This is a genomic window from Mycobacterium toneyamaense (assembly GCF_055384815.1).
In genome coordinates this window covers 2151060-2167620 of the sequence record NZ_AP040333.1, presented here as the reverse complement: position 1 = coordinate 2167620, position 16561 = coordinate 2151060, and the positions used below count along the sequence as shown (strand labels likewise).

Sequence of the window (16561 nt, the reverse complement as noted above, 5' to 3'; positions counted from 1 at the left end):
GACCGGGGTTCCTTCGTCTCGGCTGACCACTCAGCGGCCGCGCGCCGGTTGTGCCGCGGTCGATGCCGACGACGACGGCAACGTGGACGGACGGTCGATGATCGTCGATGACGGCCCACCGACGCGGTACCGCGCGCCGCGGTGCTCCTGCGGCAGCCGGTCACCGTTGCCGAGCAGCTTGTGCCGCAACGACCCCGGTTGGTAATCCGCCTGGTAGGCACCACGTTCGGTGAGCACCGGAACCACGTGCTCGATCACGTCGGCGAAGGAACCCGGGGTGATCGCATAGGCGAGGTTGAAACCGTCGACATCGGTCTCATCGACCCACTCCTGCAAGGTGTCGGCCACCGCAGCGCCCGACCCGACGATCCGTGGACCCATACCGCCGATCTCGCCCCACTCGGCGATGTCCCGGACCGTCCACTCGCGGCCGTCAGGGTCGGCCGACTGAAATGCCTTGACCGCGGACAGGATCGCATTCGAGTCGACGTTGCCGATCGGCTCGTCCAACCCGTATCGGGCCAGGTCCACGCCCATCCACCCGGACATGAACACCAGCGCGCCTTCCGGGTCGCCGTAGGAGAGCAACTCGCGATGCTTGGCGTGCGCCTCGTCATCGGTGGCCGCGGTGATCACTGTCGACAGATTGAAGATCTTGGCCGAGTACGGATCCCGGCCGGCCAGTTCCAGCTCCCGGCGAATGGTCGAAACCGTCTCGGCCAGAATCGCTTTGGTCGGCGCCGCAGTGAAGATCGCCTCGGCGTTCTCTGCGGCGAACCGGACGCCGCGCGGCGAGGAACCGGCCTGGTAGATCACCGGGGTGCGCTGCGGCGAGGGCTCGGCGAGGTGCACTCCCGGCACGCTGAAATGCGTTCCGGCGTGGCCGATGTGGTGCACCTTCTCCGGATCGGTGAACACCCCGCGCTCGCGGTCGCGGACCACCGCGTCGTCCTCCCAGGAGCCCTCCCCCAGCTTGTAGAGCACCTCGAGATATTCGTCGGCGTGGTCGTACCGGGCGTCGTGGGCCGGCTGGTCGGTCTGCCCCATGTTGCGCGCGGCGGCGGGCAGATAACCGGTGACCACATTCCAGCCGATCCGCCCCTTGGTCAGGTGATCCAGCGTCGATATCCGGCGCGCGAACGGGTACGGGTGCTCGAACCCGGTGCCGGTGGTGATGCCGAAACCCAGATGCTCGGTCACCAACGCCATCGCCGATACCAACAACAGCGGGTCGCCCACCGGAATCTGCGCGGCCTGCCGGATGGCGGCCTCGTCGCTGGCTCCGTAGACGTCGTAGGTACCGAGCACGTCGGCAATGAAGAGGCCGTCAAACCTGCCGCGCTCCAACAACTTCGCCAGTTCGGTCCAGTACTCCAGGTCCTTGTAGCGCCATGACTGATCCTCTGGATGCCGCCACAGTCCGGGCGACTGATGCGCGACACAGTTCATGTCGAAGGCGTTGAAGCGAATTTGTCGGGTCACTCTTCCACGGTGCCCCCACCGAGCGGATCAGACACCGATTGCGCTCAGCACGAACATTTTTCGCGGCGTCAGCCGAGGTGGCGAGCCGCGTCAACGCAAGCTGTACCCGCCGTCGGGATAGATGGTGGAACCCGTCGTCGCGCCGTTGAGGAACAGATGGACGACGGCGGCCGCGATCTCGTCCTCCCGCGCCAGTTTCCTGGTGGTCGAGGTTTCGACGAAATGAGCGAACGCCGCGTCCCGGACCGCCCGGGGGCGTTGATTCCACAAGTTGCCGTCCACGGTGCCGGGCGAAATCGCGTTCACCCGAACCGGCGCGAGTTCAACGGCCAATCCGCGTGCCAGTCCCTCGATGGCGGCGTTGGCCGCGACATACGCGGGCGCCGCCCCGGCGGGCCGCACGCTGGCCGCCCCGGCCATCAGAACGACGGACGCGTCGGTGGTCAGCACCGGCAGCGCGGCCTTGACGACGCGGTACTGACCCCAGAACTTCGAGTCGAACGGCGACGCGGCGTCTGCCAGCGAGAGTTCGCGCATCGATCCGGTGACGTAGGTGGCCGCGGTGGTGAAGACGGCATCGACGGCGTCGAGCCGGGCGAACAGAGCGTCTATGGTGCGCTCGTCGGCGGTATCGATGACCTGCCAGGTCGCCGCTGGCCCCAAGTCGGCGGCGGCCTTCTCGAGCGCCCCGGCGCGGCGCCCGCCCAGCACCACCGCACCCCACCGGACACCACCAATTTGGCGACGGCGAAACCGATTCCGGACCCGCCGCCGATGAGGACGACCGTCCGATCAGCGAATGCGTCGCCGGCAAGGAAACTCTTCATGGCTCAGACACAATCGTCCGCGCCGGGACATCGTCAACCGATTCGTTCAGTTTGAATCGGTTGGAATGGTTTTGCGATGTAGCGGAACCCGTTGCCGCTCAGGGTTGTTCAGAGGCCGTCGACGTAGTCGCCGGTGCAGATGTTGTAGTGCCCGGCCGGGTTGAAAGTCTCGCCGTAACCGGGGAAGTACCACTTCGCCGCTTGGTACATGAGCTGGCCATCGCAATAGCCGAGGTTGTAGGCCACGATCGTCGCCGATTCCTTGACCGACTGCGAGACACTGACGACGCCCGGCGGCATGCCGTACGAAGTGCCCGTCCCCGTGGCCTGTTCTCCACCCCACGAGGACCAGGTGATGCCCCAGATATCGCCCGTCGGGTCGCCGCCGTTGAAGACCCGGGCCGGCTGCACCGTGCCGTAGCCCCGCGCACTCGGGTTCCAGGCACGGCCGAGAGTCGGTTGCGGGTCGGCCCTGACGGCGGGCGCGCCGGTCGTCGAGCACGCGGCCACGGCCACGGTGGTCGCGACGGCCACGAAAATCTGCGTCGCGATCAGGGCCGGCTTCATCAGCTTCGTGGCCTGCTTCTGCGCTGAAGAGTGCGTCATGGTGATGCCGTTCGGTGTTGGCGGTTCGTCGTCGGTCATCCCAAGGCTGCGGCCGGCGCCTTGGTGATTTCTTGGTGCGCAGCCGGCTGTGACGAGCATCTCGGCCGTCGCCACGACGTAGGCCTTGCGGTACCGGCGTACCAATTTAGGCTTGCCTTACCTAATTCAAGGAGATGCTGTATGCGTGACATCCGCGTGGCGGTGATCGGGGCAGGTCCGGCCGGAATCTATACGTCCGACATCCTGGTCGATGAATACCCGCAGGCCAGGGTCGACCTGTTCGATCGACTGCCGGCCCCGTACGGGCTGGTCCGGTACGGCGTGGCGCCCGACCATCCCCGGATCAAGGAGATCATCAAGGCACTTCGCCGGGTGCTCTCCCGCGATGAGATTCGCTTCATCGGCAACGTGCACTACGGCACCGATCTGAAGCTGTCCGACCTGCGGCGCTACTACGACGCGGTCGTCTTCTCCACCGGCGCACGCGCGGACCGCTCGCTGGACATCCCCGGTATCGAACTGCCCGGCAGCTACGGCGCCGCCGATTTCGTGTCCTGGTACGACGGCCATCCCGACGTGCCGCGAACCTGGCCGCTGGAGGCCAAGAGCGTTGCGGTCCTGGGCGCGGGCAATGTGGCGCTCGACATCGCCCGGATGCTGGCCAAGCCCGCCGACGAGCAGTTGAGCACCGAGATCGCCGGCAATGTGTACCAAGGCCTTTCGCTGAATCAGGCCACAGATGTGCACGTGTTCGCGCGGCGTGGCCCTGCCCAGATCAAGTTCTCGCCGATGGAATTTCGCGAGCTGTCGCACTCCCCCAGCGTCGACGTCATCGTGCACCCGGAGGGCTTCGAGATCGACGAGGCCAGCCAGCACGCCATCAACACCAACAAGTCCACCAAGCTCGTCGTCAACACCATGATGCGGTACCTCGACGTCGAGCCCACCGGTGCGCCGCACCGCATCCACATCCATCTGTGCCAATCCCCGGTCGCGGTGCTCGGCACCGAACGGGTCAAAGGGCTGCGGACCGAACGCACGGAGCTGGTCGGCGACGGAACCGCCCGGGGCACAGGAGAATTCACCGATTGGCCGGTGCAGGCCGTGTACCGCGCGGTCGGTTACCTCTCGTCGCATCTGGCCGACCTGCCGTTCGACCATCACGCCGGCGTGGTCCCGCACGACGCCGGCCGGGTACTGGACCTCGACGGCGAGCTGATCGAGGGAACCTACGTCACCGGCTGGATCAAACGCGGACCGATCGGGCTCATCGGACACACCAAATCCGATGCGTCCGAGACGATCACCAGCCTGCTCGCGGATCTGCCCGGGCTCCGCGCGCCCGAGATCGGCAAACCCGATGCCATCCTGGAGCACCTCGCCGGCAACGGCATCGACTACACGACGTGGGCGGAATGGGAACGCCTCGACGCGCACGAGATGGCCCTCGGCGCGCAACAGGGCCGTGAACGGGTCAAGGTGGTGCCCCGCGCGGACATGATCAGCGCCGGCCGACAGTAGCGAGTCGCGCGCGGAACAACCCGGCTCCGGACACTTCCAACCAGAGTTGTCGTTAGCCTCACGTCATGCCAACTGTGGGTCGGTACGCCAAGGGTGAGGCCAAGCGTGCGGAGATCAAGGACGTCGCGCTCGCGGTGCTGGAGCGCGACGGTGAGGCCGGTGCGTCGATGCGGGTGATCGCCAATGAGGCGAACATCAGCCTGGCGGGCCTGATGCACTATTTTCCCACGCGCGATGCCCTGCTGACCGAGTTGCAGCGCGACGGTGACGCCAAATTCGAAGAGTGGTACCGCAATTCGGACATCGACATCGACCCGGGCGAAGTCATGGCACAGGCGATGGTGGACAAGGCCGCAAAGCCGGGCTCGGGCACGGTGTATCTGTCGCTGGCCGCAGCCGCCGCAGTCGATCCATCCCATCCGGCCGCGGAATACCTGCGCCGGCGGTACGAAGGAATGCGGGCGACCATCACCGAGTATGTGCGCCGCCGCCAGGAGGCCGGCGCCGTGCCCGCACACGTAGACGCCGAGTTCGCCGCCGCGGCCCTGATCGCCGCGGCCGACGGGATCCAGATCCAGTGGATGTCCGACCGCTCGATCGACATGGGCGCGCACGTGCGCGCGGTGTGGGCAGCATTACTCGCCTGAGCAAAACAGTGCAGTGTATGGTTTTTTGCATGAAGTGGAACCGGGTTGTCATGGCGTCAGCCGTTGTCTTGTCCCTGGGCCTCTCCGCCTGCGGTGCGAAGCCGGATGTGAAGCAGGAGCGGACGGACAGCAGTCCGTCCTGGAACCGCAACTTCTACTGGGGTACCGCGACCGCCGGCTACCAGGTGGAAGGCGCCGCTCCCGACAGCAACTGGCGCCGATACGTCGACCGGACGGCCGGCAAGCCCGTCACCGATCCGTTCGGCGCGGTCGAGCCGTACAAGCAGGCCGACGACTTCCGGCACCGCTACAAGGAAGACATCGCCAACGCGCACGCCATGGGCGTCAACACTTTCCGCTTCGGGGTCGAATGGGCGCGGGTGATGCCGCAGCCCGGCGTGTGGGACGAGAAGGAGCTGGCCTACTACGACGACGTGGTCGCGACGCTGCTCGCCAACGGCATGACACCGATGATCACGCTGATGCACTGGGTCTACCCCGGCTGGATCGCGGACCGCGGCGGCTTCCTCAACAATGTCGCGTCGTTCGAGGACTTCGCCAAGGCGATCACCAAACGGTATGCGGGACAGGGCGTGCTGTGGGTGAGCATCAACGAGCCACTGGCCTTCGGCGCCATGGAGGTGCGCACCGGCGCCATCAAACCCGACCAGTTCGGCACATTCCTCGACCGCGTCGCCGACGCCCACCGCGCCGTGTACCGCGCCGCCCATGACGCCGACCCCAAGGCAAAGGTCACCACCAACGAGGCCTACATCCCGCCGGAAGTGTTGGCGCAGTTCACCGGATTCGGCATCAAGGGCATCGACGGCTCGTTCTTCGACCGTGTCAAGGACACGCTCGACTACCTCGGATTCGATTACTACACCGGCACGGCCGCGGACAATCCGGCATCGGCGCAGAGCATGGCGGCACGGTGGGACACCAAACTGCAGCCCGAGGACATCTACTACGTGGCGCGGCACTACGCCCAGCGCTACCCCGGCCTGCCCATCTATGTCGTCGAAAACGGCATGGTCACCGACAACGCCAAACCGCGCACCGACGGCGTAACCCGATCCCAGTACCTCAGCGACACCGTGTTCTGGCTGCAGCGCGCCAAGGCCGACGGCATCCCGATCATCGGCTACAACTACTGGTCCCTGATCGACAACTACGAGTGGGGCAGCTACCGGCCCCGCTTCGGCCTGTATTCGGTTGACGCAGCCAATGATCCGGTATTGCGGCGGGTCCCGACCGACGCCGTCCAGACCTACACGCAGATCACGCGCGACGGCGGGACGCCGCCGGCGTACCGGCCCGTGATCCCCGCGGCGAAGTGCTCGACGACCGTCGGCAAGGACAGCTGCGCGCCGCTGGATGTGAACGGGCCGACGGTCGCACTGCGCTGAGTCAGGTCCCAACACGCGGGCCGAATTCCCCGCAATGCGCCCGAGATCGCCGGGTTTCCAGCAGGATCAGCGGTATGAAACTGACTGCCATGCTCGCGCTCGCCGGGTTCGCCTCGCTCACGATCGCCATCCCCAACGCGACCGCAGCGCCGTGTTCCGCCAGCGGACTGGCCAGCACCGCGGGGACCGTCCTGGCCCAGGCCGGGGCCTACCTCGACGCGCACCCGGGCGCCAACGACGCCCTGACCAACGCGAGCTCGTCGGGCGACGCCGAAGGCGCCGTCCGGGCGTACTTCACCGCGCACCCCGGCGAATTCTTCGACCTGAAGAACATCGCCCGGCCCCTGACGACGCTGCGCGGTCAGTGCGGTGGCATGTCGGTCTCGCCGGCGCAGATGTCTGCGCTGTTCGACGCACTGTCGTCCTGAGCCACCGCGGCCCGGGACGTCAGCGCCAGTAGCCCTGATGGGCTTGTGCCGCTTCGTCTTCCAGTAGCGGTCCGATGACGGTGATCGGGCGGTAGCCGTGCAGCAGGATGTCCCGGCACGGCAGCGCGTACCCCGCGTTGTTCGGATCGCCGCCGGTGAACTGCAGGAGCCGGGTGTTGGACATGCCGTACACCACCCGGCCGATGCCACTCCAGTAGGCGCCGCCCGCACACATCGTGCACGGCTCGGTGCTGGCGTACAGCGTCGCCGACCTCATGCCGTCATCGCCCAGCGCGCGCCAGGCGCTGCGGACGGTGACCATCTCGGCGTGATCGGTCGGATCCCCGCCGTCGACGGACGACGTGTTGCCGTGCTCTGAGACCACATTGCCGGCGGCATCGGCCACCAGGGCACCGTAGGGGGCGCCGCCGGCCTGACGTGCCTGCTCGGCCAGCACGAAGGTACGCCGGAGGTGGGCCAGGTCTTGCGGATCCGGATCGGGCTGCGCTGCTGCCGGACCGGCGACGCCGACGGCCGCCACCGAGGCGCCGAAGGCTATTCCGGCGCCGCGCAGCACGGTCCGTCGGTTCGGGTTCGGCATCGCTACTTGGTACCGAAGATGCGGTCACCGGCGTCGCCGAGTCCCGGCACGATGTAGCCGTGCTCGTCGAGCTGCCGGTCCAGCGCCGCGGCGTAGATCGGGACCTCAGGGTGGGCCGCCTGCATGGCCGCGACGCCCTCCGGACAGGTCAGCAGACAGACGAACTTGATGGACCGCGGCTGGTACTCCTTGAGCCGGTCGATCGCGGCCACGGCCGAGTTTCCGGTGGCGAGCATGGGATCGCACACCACGATGTCGCGCTCGTGCAGCTCGCTCGGCATCTTGAAGTAGTACTCCACGGCGACATGGGTTTTCGGGTCGCGATATAGACCGATGTGGCCGATGCGCGCGCCCGGAACGACGCTGAGCATGCCGTCCAGAATGCCGCTGCCCGCCCGCAGGATCGAGGCGAAGACGAGCTTCTTGCCGTCGATGACCATGCCGGTGGTGGCTTCGAGCGGCGTGTCGATCTCGACCTCGTGCACTGGGATGTCGCGCAGCACCTCGTAGGTCATCAGCATGGAAATCTCGTTCAGCAGCGCACGAAAACCCTTGGTGGACACGTCTTTCTGCCGCATCAGCGTCAGCTTGTGCTGAACCAGCGGATGGTCGACGAGATGCAGGTTACCCATGGCGCCCTCCTAGAAAACCGTGCCGTCACTGCTGATGGACAGCGGCGGGTTGCCGCCTCGCAGCTGCTGCGCCAGGGTGCGCCCGGCGGCCCAGGTGCCGCCCTCGAGGACGCACGCCAGCGGCAGGGCCGCGGAGTCGAGGCCGAGCGCGGCGCGCACCAGCGGCGCGAGTTCGTCGAGCAGCGCGACGGTGAGCGCTCGCCACTCGACGACCAATTCGTCGGCCACCGACCAGGTTCGGTCCGCGGCCGCCGGATCGCGCAAGCGCAGTACCCCGGCATCGAGCAGCAGGCCACCGTTGCGATATTCAGGCAGGCCCGTCAGCGCGTCCAGCCCGGTGACCGGCGCCCCCGCCCACTCGAACGGCTCCAGCAGCGAGTATGTCAGCCACTGCGACAGCTTGTGGAACGGCATCCACCCACGCGACAGCCCCGGTCCCGGCACCGCCGGATGCGGCCAGCAGTCACCGAGTGGAATACCGCCAATGTCGTTGTCGGCCAGCCAGACTCCGGAAAGGGTGCCCAAGAGCCGCACCAGGATGTCGTGCGCGTGGACTTCCGGGCCGGCCAGCACGTCGAACAGGCCGCCGGGACGCCCCAGCGGCCCGAAGACCTCAGGACGATCCTCGAGCGCGGCACCGAGGCGGCGCAGCAGCTGCACCCGGCCGCTGAGTCCGACCAGCGGATTGTCCGGCGCGGCCTGAAATGCCTGGCCGAGGGCGGCGTCGTCGATGGCGCACAGTGCCGTGGCGTCGACCTGCCAGGGCTCGGCCGGGTCACTGGAGAACAGCCCGTCGGCGAAGGCATGCCAACTGGCCACCCCGAGGCCTTCGGACCGCGTGAAGCGTTGACCGGTAACAGGTTCGGTGTAGCCCCAGTCGGGGCCCGCACCGGCGTCGAGCAGCACACTGACCACGGCCAGGTCGATCATGGCGCGGGCCTGGGCGGCGGCATCCAATCCGGCCAGCCGGGCGCGCAGGTCGGCGGTGCGGTCGACGCCGCCGGCCTCGAAATGGCGCCAGCGGCTGTGGTACGGGATCACCAAATCCGGGTAGCGCGTGCGGGTGACGTCGGCGACGAGATCAGCGGCCTGCGCCAGTGCGTCGTCATCGACCACGAACCAGCGGGACTCCCCCGCGCGTGCCCGGCGCAGCAGGAATTCGGCGCGTTCGCGGACGGCGCCTGTGCTCCGCAGGATGCCGACCGCGACGGCGCTGTCGGTGCCAGTGCCGGTGCTGATCGTCATGGCGTGAGTCCGCGGCCCTTGGCGATCTTGAGTTCGTCGGCGTCGGGCACCGGCCCGGGGGTGAAGTAACCGGCGGCCGTCTTGGCGTCGATCTCGACGCGGGCGTCGGCCGGGATCAGGTCGTCGGGGATGTTCACGCGTTCGACGACCTCGATACCCGAGCCGGTGATGGCGTCGTACTTCATGTTGCTCATCGACACCAGCCGGTGAATCGTGCGGATACCCAGCCAGTGCAGCACGTCGGGCATCAGTTCCTGGAAACGCATATCCTGCACGCCGGCAACGCATTCCGTGCGGGCGAAGTACTGGTCGGCGGTGTCGCCGCCGACCTGACGCTTACGCGCGTTGTACACCAGGAACTTGGTGACCTCCCCCAGCGCGCGACCCTCCTTGCGGGAGTAGGCCACCAGCCCCACACCGCCGCGCTGCGCGCCCTGGATGCACTCCTCGATGGCGTGGGTGAGGTACGGCCGGCAGGTACAGATGTCGGAGCCGAACACGTCGGACCCGTTGCACTCGTCGTGCACGCGGGCGGTCAGCTCCACGCCGGGGTCGGCGAGGTCGCGGGGCTGGCCGAAGATGTAGAGGGTCTGCCCGCCGATGGGTGGCAGGAAGACCTCCAGATCGCCGCGCGTGACGAGTTCGGGGTACATGCCGCCGGTCTCCTCGAACAGCACGCGCCGCAGTTCCGTTTCGCTGCAACCGAATCGTGCCGCGACCCCGGGAAGGAACCAGACCGGTTCGATGGCGGCCTTGGTCACCAGGGCAGCGCCGTTGTCCAGTAACACGCGACCGTCGGGGCGGAGCCGGCCTCTGCCGATCGCCTCGGCGACCTCCGGCAGGATCACATGGGCCTTGGTGATGGCGATGGTCGGCCGGATGTCGTATCCGCCGGCCAGTTCGGCGGTGAACGCGTCCGCGACCATGGCACCCCACGGGTCCAGGCTCACGATCGCCCCCGGATCGGACCATTGCGGATACGGGCCGATGACATCGGTGGGTGCGGTGTTGGTCAGGTCGGCGCGGTGCTCGGGCGAGAGCGCACCCGCCGCCACCGCCAGTGCCCGGTAGACGCTGTAGGACCCGCTGTGGGTGCCGATCACGTTGCGGTGCGCTCGCGTGGTCGTGGTCCCGATCACCGGTCCACGCTCGGCGGCAGTGGCCGCACCCCAGTGGATCGGCAGGGCGTCGGCGGCACCACTGTGGGACGTCAGCCTGATGTGGCGGGCAGAGCCCCGGGGCGGGACCGCACGCGGTGGCCCCGATGCGGCATCTGATTCGAGGACCATCGACATCGCTCCTTCCGGCAAGCTCCAGTCAACCCCGAAACGGCCGGGCGTGCAGCGGTACCGCCGGACCGCCTGGCCGGCAGGCAGATCAGTAGACGTCGCGGACGTAGCGCTTGTCGGCGATCAGCTCACGCTTGTATTCGTGCGCTGCCGATTCCGACATGCCGCCGTGGGCCTTGATGATGTTGGTGAGCGTCACGTCGACGTCCTTGGCCATCCGCGCCGCGTCGCCGCACACGTAGAAGTGCGCGCCGTCCTCGAGCCAGCGCCACAGAATCTCGCCGTGCTCGCGCATGCGGTGCTGCACGTACACCCGGCGCGCCTGGTCCCGCGAGAACGCGGTGTCCAGCCGGGTCAGCAGACCGTCGGCGGCGAAGGCCTCCAATTCGTCTTGGTAGTAATAGTTTTCGGCCCGGTGCTGGTCGCCGAAGAACAGCCAGTTGCGGCCGGTGTGCCCGAGTGCCCGGCGCTCGTGCAGAAAGCCCCGGAACGGCGCGATGCCCGTGCCGGGGCCGACCATGATCATGGGGGTCAGCGCATCCTCGGGCGGCCGGAAGTGGGGCGCCGACTGCAGGAACACCGGCACCGTCTGCGCCCGGTCGGCGAGGTAGGTGGACGCGACGCCGTGCCGGATACCGCCGCGGGCGCCCTCGTAACGGACCACCGACACGGTCAACTGCACCTCATCGGGGCTCACCAGCGGGCTGGAGGAGATCGAGTACGAGCGCGGCGCCAGGCGCACCAACGCATCTCGCCACTCCTCGGGTGCGGCGCGGACCTTGAACTCTTCCACCAGGTCCAGGCCGGTGCGGCCGTCCAGCCAGCGGTCGCGTTCTTCACGTGGCGCCCGCAGCACCTTGGCCCGGCTGCGATCGGCCAGGAAGTTGATCAGGGTCGGCGACACCTTGCAGATGTCGTACGACGTGGTCAGCGCATCGCGAAGTGCGGCTTCGCCACCGTCGATCTCGATGACCTCGTCACCGGAGAGCCCGGTGGCCGCCAGCCACGCCGATACGGTCTCCGGACAGTTGGCCACCACCACCCCGAGCGCATCGCCGACGCCATAGCTGACGTCGTGGCCGGACAGGTCGAAGCCGATCTGGCGGACTTCCTTCGTGCCACCGGTGGTCAGCAGGGTGTTGCGGCACAACGGGACCGGCAGCGGGCTGTTGCGGGTGAACGGCTTGGCAGGCCTGGGAGCGGGCTTGGCAGGCGCGGCCGGAGCGACGGGTGCGGTCGGCGCCAGCGGGGCTGCCGCGGCCAGTTCGACCACAGCGTCGGACCACTGCGCGATCGGCTCGTCGTCGTACGCCTCGCAGTCCGCGCGGTCCAGCAGCGCGGTGGCACCGAGTTCGGTGAAGCGGCCGTCGAGGGATTTGGCGTAGCCGCAGAAGTTGTCGTATGCGCGGTCGCCGATCCCGAGCACGGAGTACCGCAGCCCGGACAGGTCCGGCGCATCGGCCGCGCTCAGGCGAGCCCAGAAGTCGGCGCCGTTGTCGGGCGGTCCGCCATCCCCGAAAGTGCTTGTCACGACCAAGACTTCGCCTGCGGCGGCGACCTCGTCCAGCGCCGTGTCGTCCAGCACCTGCAGGCGGGCCCCGGCGATCTTCGCGGCCAGGCCGGTGGCGAACTCCTCGGCGGTGCCGGTCTGCGACGCCCACAGCACCAACGGACCCGCGGGCGCAGGCGCCGGCTGCGGCCGGACATCGATGGCGGCAGCCGGACCCGCGACGCTGTGCGCACCGGCCAGCGCCCCGTCGACCCACAGTCGCACCAGGGGGCTGACTGGCGCTGAGACGGGTAGCACCGGCACCCCGGCGGAGTGTCCGATGCCGCTGAAAAACCCTGACAGATAGACCTTTTCGGTGTCGTTGAGCGCGGGCGGCCCGGTCAGGCCGAGTGCGGCGGCCAGCGGGTGGGTCCCGGTAGTAGCGGGCGCGGCGACAGGCGGGACGGCGGGCTCGGCCGCCACCGGTGCCAATCGCACCGCGCACACCTTGAATTCGGGCTGCAACGAATCGGGGTCCACCGCGTCGTTGGTGACGGCGTTGATCGTGAGCTGGTCACCCTGTTGGTCGTTCCAGTGGAACGGCGCGAAGCAGTTGCCCGGCCGCACCCGGTCCGTCAGGACGGCCGGCAGGACCGCCGTGCCGCGGCGCGACGACACCTCGACAGACGCTCCGTCGGCGATGCCGAGGCCGGCCGCGTCGGTGGGATGAATCTCGATGAACGGCTTCCCGGTGAGCTTGTTGAGCTTCTCGACCTTCCCGGTCTTGGTCATGGTGTGCCACTGGTGTTGCAGCCGGCCGGTGTTCAGGACCAAGGGGAAATCGTCGTCGGGCAACTCGGTGGCGTCCAGGTGCGGGCGCGCGTGGAACACCGCCCGCCGCGAGGGCGTCGGGAACGCCAGCCGCGGCCGGCGCCCGTCCGCGGCGACGAACAGGTCCTGGCTGACGCCGTCGTTGAGGTAGCGGATCGGGTTCCGATCGCCACTGTCCGGCGGGCAGGGCCACTGCAGCGGGGTCTCCCGCAGGCGCTCGTAGGTCACACCGCTGATGTCGTAACCGGTCCGGCGGTTGGTGAACTGGCGGATTTCGGCGAATACGTGCTCGCTGGACTTGTAGTCGAACTCATCGCCGAAGCCCATGTGCCGGGCCACATTACAGAGCAGCTCCCAGTCGGGGCGCGCGTCACCGGCGGCGGGGATGCTCTGCTGCAACAGGGTCAGGTTGCGTTCGGAGTTGACCATGACGCCTTCGGCTTCGGCCCACAATGTCGCGGGCAGCACGATGTCGGCGTAGGCGTTGGTCGCGGTGTCCTGGTAGGCGTCCTGCGTGATCACCAGCTCGGCGGCCTGCAGGCCGTCGATGACGGTCTGCCGATTGGCCACGGACGCAACAGGATTGGTGCAGATGATCCATACGGCTTTGATGTCACCGGCGCCCAGCCGCCGGAACATCTCGATGGTGCCGGGGCCCACGTCGGTGCGGATGGTGCCGGGTTCCAGCTCCCACTGTTCTTCGGTGAACGCCCGGTCCTCGGCCGACGTCACGGCGCGCTGGCCGGGCAGACCCGGTCCCATGTAACCCATTTCGCGGCCGCCCATGGCGTTGGGCTGGCCGGTCAGGGACATCGGGCCGCTACCGGTCCGGCAGATGGCACCGGTGGCCAGGTGCAGGTTGCAGATGGCGTTGGTGTTCCAGGTGCCGTGCGTGCTCTGGTTCAGACCCATGGTCCAGCACGACATCCACTCCCCTGCCTCGGCGATCATCGCGGCGGCGCGGCGGATGTCGGCTTCGGCGATTCCGGTGATCTCGGCGACCTTGGCCGGCGGATAGTCGGCGAGGAACGCCGGCATGGTCTCCCAGCCCTCGGTGTGCGCGGCGATGAATTCGTGGTCGACCGCACCACTTTCGACCAGGAGGTGCAGCAGGCCGTTGAGCAGCGCCAGGTCGGTGCCGGGTTTGATCTGCAAGAAGAGATCGGCTTTTTCCGCGGTCGTGGTGCGGCGCGGGTCGACGACGATCAGTTTGGCGCCCTTGGCCATGCGGTCGGCCATGCGCAGGAACAGGATCGGGTGGCAGTCGGCCATGTTGGCGCCGGTCACGAAAAACAGGTCGGCAGAATCGAAATCGGCGTACGACCCGGGCGGACCGTCGGCGCCGAGCGACTGCTTGAATCCGGTGCCGGCGCTCGCCATGCACAGCCGCGAGTTGGATTCGATGTGCACGGTGCGGATGAAGCCCTTGGCCAGCTTGTTGGCCAGGTACTGGGCCTCGATGGTCATCTGGCCCGAAACGTACAGCGCCACAGCGTCGGGGCCGTGCTCGTCGATGATGGCCCGCAACCGGCGGCCCGCTTCGGCGGTGGCGTCGTCAGTTGTGACGCTGACCATCTCACCGTTGCGTCGCACGAGCGCCGTCGTGAGTCGGCCGTCGTCCGCGGCCATCAGGTCGGCGTGGGTGGCGCCCTTGGTGCACAACCGTCCGAAGTTGGTGGGGTGCAAGCGGTCCCCAGAGACCCGCGCGATCACGGGCAGCCCGGTACCGGCGTCGGGGCGGGTCTCGACCGAAATACCGCACCCGACACCGCAGTAGGAGCACGCGGTGCGCGTGGTGTGTGCTCCGGGGGGCGTCATGCCCTCAGTTCTACGGGCCGCCGATGCCGCAACCGTTGCGCGACCATGTACTACGCGTCAACCCAAGCTCACATGGCCGGCAGGCCCTGGTGCGCAACATGTTTCACGCCGGAATCGTGATGGAAACCTGCCGGAAATCTGTGAGCTGCGTTACGCGCTGTCGGGCGACCAACCCGGGCCGCGGAACGTATGTCCGAAGCGCTGCTTCCACGTCTTCGCCGCGCGCACATCTTGCCAGATCGCGGTGTATTCGTGCGTGGCAACCCGCAGCGGGTTGAACGTCTTGATGTTCTTGGTCAGACCGTAGACGACGCGCTCGCCCTCGGGCTGGAAACTGCCGAACAGCCGGTCCCAGATGATGAGGATGCCGCCGTAGTTGGTGTCCAGGTACTGATCGTTGGAGCCGTGGTGGACCCGGTGATGCGACGGCGTGTTCATCACGAACTCGATGGGCCGCCACAGTTTCCCGACCCGCTCCGTGTGGATGAAGAACTGGTAGAGCAGACTGACCGACTGCTGTAGCAGGATCATCCACGGCGAGAAGCCGAGGAAAGCCAACGGCAACCAGAACGGCAGCGCCGTGAACGGTGTCCACGTCTGCCGCAGTGCGGTCGACAGGTTGTAGTGCTCGCTGGAGTGGTGCACGACGTGGCTGGCCCAGAACACCCGGATCGTGTGGTGGGTGCGGTGATACCAGTAGTAGACGAAGTCGTCGGCGATGAACAGCGCGATCCAGGTGAGCGGATTGTCGGCGGGCAGATGTACCGGCGCCACCAGGTACGCCGCGCTGAGCGCCGCCAGAACCACGAGCTTCCAGCCGACGTTGATGATGACGTTGCCGATGCCCATTGTGAGACTCGTTCGGGAATCCCGGAGTTCGTAGCCGACCTCGTCATCGTCCGGCAGGAAGCGGAAGGACAGCGCCTCGAGGACCAGACAGAGCACGAACACCGGCACGGCGTGCAGGATCAGATCGAACATGGGCAATGACTCCTACTGCCGAGCGGAAAGGGTGTCGACGACGCGGCCCAGCAGCTCGTCGGCCACGCGGTGCGCGGCATCGGCATCGCGGGCGACGAGGTGCTCGGCCAGCGTGATGTGGGCCTCGCGGTCGACGAGTTCGGCCGCCATGCCGAGGTCGGCGATCGAGTCGAAGCCGATGTCGGTGAATGCTGCGACCAGCGTGTTCAGCGCCAGGCGGTAGGCCAGGTTGCCGCTGCCGTCGATGATCGCGGTCCAGAACGTCAGGTCCACCGCGAACGATTCGTCGGTGCGCTGCGCCGGGTACGCCGCGGCCGCGGCAGCGATCGACGCGAGCTGTTCCGCGGTGGCGTTGCGGGCGCACAGCCGGGCCGCGTCGGCGGCCACGGACCGACGCATCACCATGATGTCGCGGGCGATCTGCAGGGCCGGCACGGCTCCGGTGGCAGCGAGGGTGCTGAGCACGTCCAGACCGGCCGTCTGCCGCCAGTCCTGGACCCGCGTCTTGCCGCCGTGGCTGATCCGTACCAGCCGGGCCTGCTGCAGCCGCTTGAGCGCTTCCCGAATGGCGTGCCGGTTCACCGCGAAGGCCAGGGCCAGCTCGCGCTCGGACGGCAGCGCGTCGTCGACCGCGACGCGTCCGGACAGAATCTCGTCGACGAGGTGCGCGAAGACCGAGTCACTGACCGCCGACCGCGCGACGGGTGCGATGTCCATGGGGTCAATGCTCGGGCTCGCAACGACAACTGGTCAAC

13 protein-coding genes and 1 pseudogene are annotated in these 16561 nt (G+C 67.8%); 4 read left to right on the top strand and 10 right to left on the bottom strand.

Going from position 1 to position 16561, the window contains the following annotated elements; translation table 11 throughout:
* Nucleotides 1–30 precede the first annotated feature (30 nt).
* The 3 genes and pseudogenes from ACZ5IQ_RS10475 to ACZ5IQ_RS10465 form a co-directional block, all read right to left on the bottom strand.
* Nucleotides 31–1482 (bottom strand): LLM class flavin-dependent oxidoreductase, encoded by a 1452-nt coding sequence (locus ACZ5IQ_RS10475; protein WP_464481204.1) that lies wholly within the window; start codon nt 1480–1482, stop codon nt 31–33.
* Nucleotides 1483–1572: 90 nt separating this feature from the next.
* Nucleotides 1573–2309: pseudogene (locus ACZ5IQ_RS10470) on the bottom strand (SDR family oxidoreductase).
* 108 nt (nt 2310–2417) lie between these two features.
* Nucleotides 2418–2954, bottom strand: a complete 537-nt coding sequence (locus tag ACZ5IQ_RS10465) for a hypothetical protein (protein WP_464481203.1) — start codon at nt 2952–2954, stop codon at nt 2418–2420.
* A gap of 141 nt (nt 2955–3095) precedes the next feature.
* On the opposite strand from ACZ5IQ_RS10465, the gene ACZ5IQ_RS10460 reads away from it, so the two are divergent.
* The 4 genes from ACZ5IQ_RS10460 to ACZ5IQ_RS10445 all read left to right on the top strand — a co-directional run bounded on the left by ACZ5IQ_RS10460 (nt 3096) and on the right by ACZ5IQ_RS10445 (nt 6920).
* Complete coding sequence (locus ACZ5IQ_RS10460) at nt 3096–4436, top strand: FAD-dependent oxidoreductase (protein WP_464481202.1); 1341 nt, start codon at nt 3096–3098, stop codon at nt 4434–4436.
* A 65-nt stretch (nt 4437–4501) separates the two neighbouring features.
* On the top strand, nt 4502–5083 hold the full coding sequence (locus tag ACZ5IQ_RS10455; protein WP_464481201.1) for a TetR/AcrR family transcriptional regulator: 582 nt from the start codon (nt 4502–4504) through the stop codon (nt 5081–5083).
* A gap of 29 nt (nt 5084–5112) precedes the next feature.
* Complete coding sequence (locus ACZ5IQ_RS10450; RefSeq protein WP_464481200.1) at nt 5113–6492, top strand: glycoside hydrolase family 1 protein; 1380 nt, start codon at nt 5113–5115, stop codon at nt 6490–6492.
* A gap of 74 nt (nt 6493–6566) precedes the next feature.
* Entirely contained in the window at nt 6567–6920 is a 354-nt protein-coding gene (locus ACZ5IQ_RS10445) for a heme-binding protein (protein WP_061005115.1), read from the top strand.
* Between the two features lie 19 nt (nt 6921–6939).
* Here the strand turns inward: ACZ5IQ_RS10445 and ACZ5IQ_RS10440 are convergent, their stop codons facing one another.
* The 7 genes from ACZ5IQ_RS10440 to ACZ5IQ_RS10410 form a co-directional block, all read right to left on the bottom strand.
* Nucleotides 6940–7521, bottom strand: a complete 582-nt coding sequence (locus ACZ5IQ_RS10440; protein WP_082762212.1) for a nucleoside deaminase — start codon at nt 7519–7521, stop codon at nt 6940–6942.
* 2 nt (nt 7522–7523) lie between these two features.
* Nucleotides 7524–8153 carry a uracil phosphoribosyltransferase gene (upp, locus tag ACZ5IQ_RS10435; protein WP_061005117.1) on the bottom strand — a complete coding sequence of 210 codons (630 nt, stop codon included), beginning with the start codon at nt 8151–8153 and terminating at the stop codon, nt 7524–7526.
* A gap of 9 nt (nt 8154–8162) precedes the next feature.
* Complete coding sequence (locus tag ACZ5IQ_RS10430) at nt 8163–9398, bottom strand: URC4/urg3 family protein (RefSeq protein WP_061010531.1); 1236 nt, start codon at nt 9396–9398, stop codon at nt 8163–8165.
* Nucleotides 9395–10687 carry a GTP cyclohydrolase II gene (locus ACZ5IQ_RS10425; protein WP_061005144.1) on the bottom strand — a complete coding sequence of 431 codons (1293 nt, stop codon included), beginning with the start codon at nt 10685–10687 and terminating at the stop codon, nt 9395–9397. The genes ACZ5IQ_RS10430 and ACZ5IQ_RS10425 overlap by 4 nt, the downstream gene beginning before the upstream one ends.
* 88 nt (nt 10688–10775) lie before the next feature.
* Complete coding sequence (locus ACZ5IQ_RS10420) at nt 10776–14825, bottom strand: molybdopterin-dependent oxidoreductase (protein ID WP_464481199.1); 4050 nt, start codon at nt 14823–14825, stop codon at nt 10776–10778.
* 150 nt (nt 14826–14975) lie between these two features.
* Nucleotides 14976–15806: a sterol desaturase family protein gene (locus tag ACZ5IQ_RS10415; protein WP_464481198.1), complete on the bottom strand. Its 831-nt coding sequence runs from the start codon at nt 15804–15806 to the stop codon at nt 14976–14978.
* A gap of 12 nt (nt 15807–15818) precedes the next feature.
* Nucleotides 15819–16523, bottom strand: a complete 705-nt coding sequence (locus ACZ5IQ_RS10410) for a FadR/GntR family transcriptional regulator (RefSeq protein ID WP_464481197.1) — start codon at nt 16521–16523, stop codon at nt 15819–15821.
* Nucleotides 16524–16561: the final 38 nt, after the last annotated feature.

Excerpts from the sequence above, each read along its gene's own strand:
- ACZ5IQ_RS10465 (WP_464481203.1), bottom strand. The coding sequence starts at position 2,954 with ATGACCGACGACGAACCGCCAACACCGAACGGCATCACCATGACGCAC.
- ACZ5IQ_RS10460 (WP_464481202.1), top strand. The coding sequence starts at position 3,096 with ATGCGTGACATCCGCGTGGCGGTGATCGGGGCAGGTCCGGCCGGAATC.
- ACZ5IQ_RS10455 (WP_464481201.1), top strand. The coding sequence starts at position 4,502 with ATGCCAACTGTGGGTCGGTACGCCAAGGGTGAGGCCAAGCGTGCGGAG.
- ACZ5IQ_RS10450 (WP_464481200.1), top strand. The coding sequence starts at position 5,113 with ATGAAGTGGAACCGGGTTGTCATGGCGTCAGCCGTTGTCTTGTCCCTG.
- ACZ5IQ_RS10445 (WP_061005115.1), top strand. The coding sequence starts at position 6,567 with ATGAAACTGACTGCCATGCTCGCGCTCGCCGGGTTCGCCTCGCTCACG.
- ACZ5IQ_RS10440 (WP_082762212.1), bottom strand. The coding sequence starts at position 7,521 with ATGCCGAACCCGAACCGACGGACCGTGCTGCGCGGCGCCGGAATAGCC.
- upp (WP_061005117.1), bottom strand. The coding sequence starts at position 8,153 with ATGGGTAACCTGCATCTCGTCGACCATCCGCTGGTTCAGCACAAGCTG.
- ACZ5IQ_RS10430 (WP_061010531.1), bottom strand. The coding sequence starts at position 9,398 with ATGACGATCAGCACCGGCACTGGCACCGACAGCGCCGTCGCGGTCGGC.
- ACZ5IQ_RS10425 (WP_061005144.1), bottom strand. The coding sequence starts at position 10,687 with ATGGTCCTCGAATCAGATGCCGCATCGGGGCCACCGCGTGCGGTCCCG.
- ACZ5IQ_RS10420 (WP_464481199.1), bottom strand. The coding sequence starts at position 14,825 with ATGACGCCCCCCGGAGCACACACCACGCGCACCGCGTGCTCCTACTGC.
- ACZ5IQ_RS10415 (WP_464481198.1), bottom strand. The coding sequence starts at position 15,806 with ATGTTCGATCTGATCCTGCACGCCGTGCCGGTGTTCGTGCTCTGTCTG.
- ACZ5IQ_RS10410 (WP_464481197.1), bottom strand. The coding sequence starts at position 16,523 with ATGGACATCGCACCCGTCGCGCGGTCGGCGGTCAGTGACTCGGTCTTC.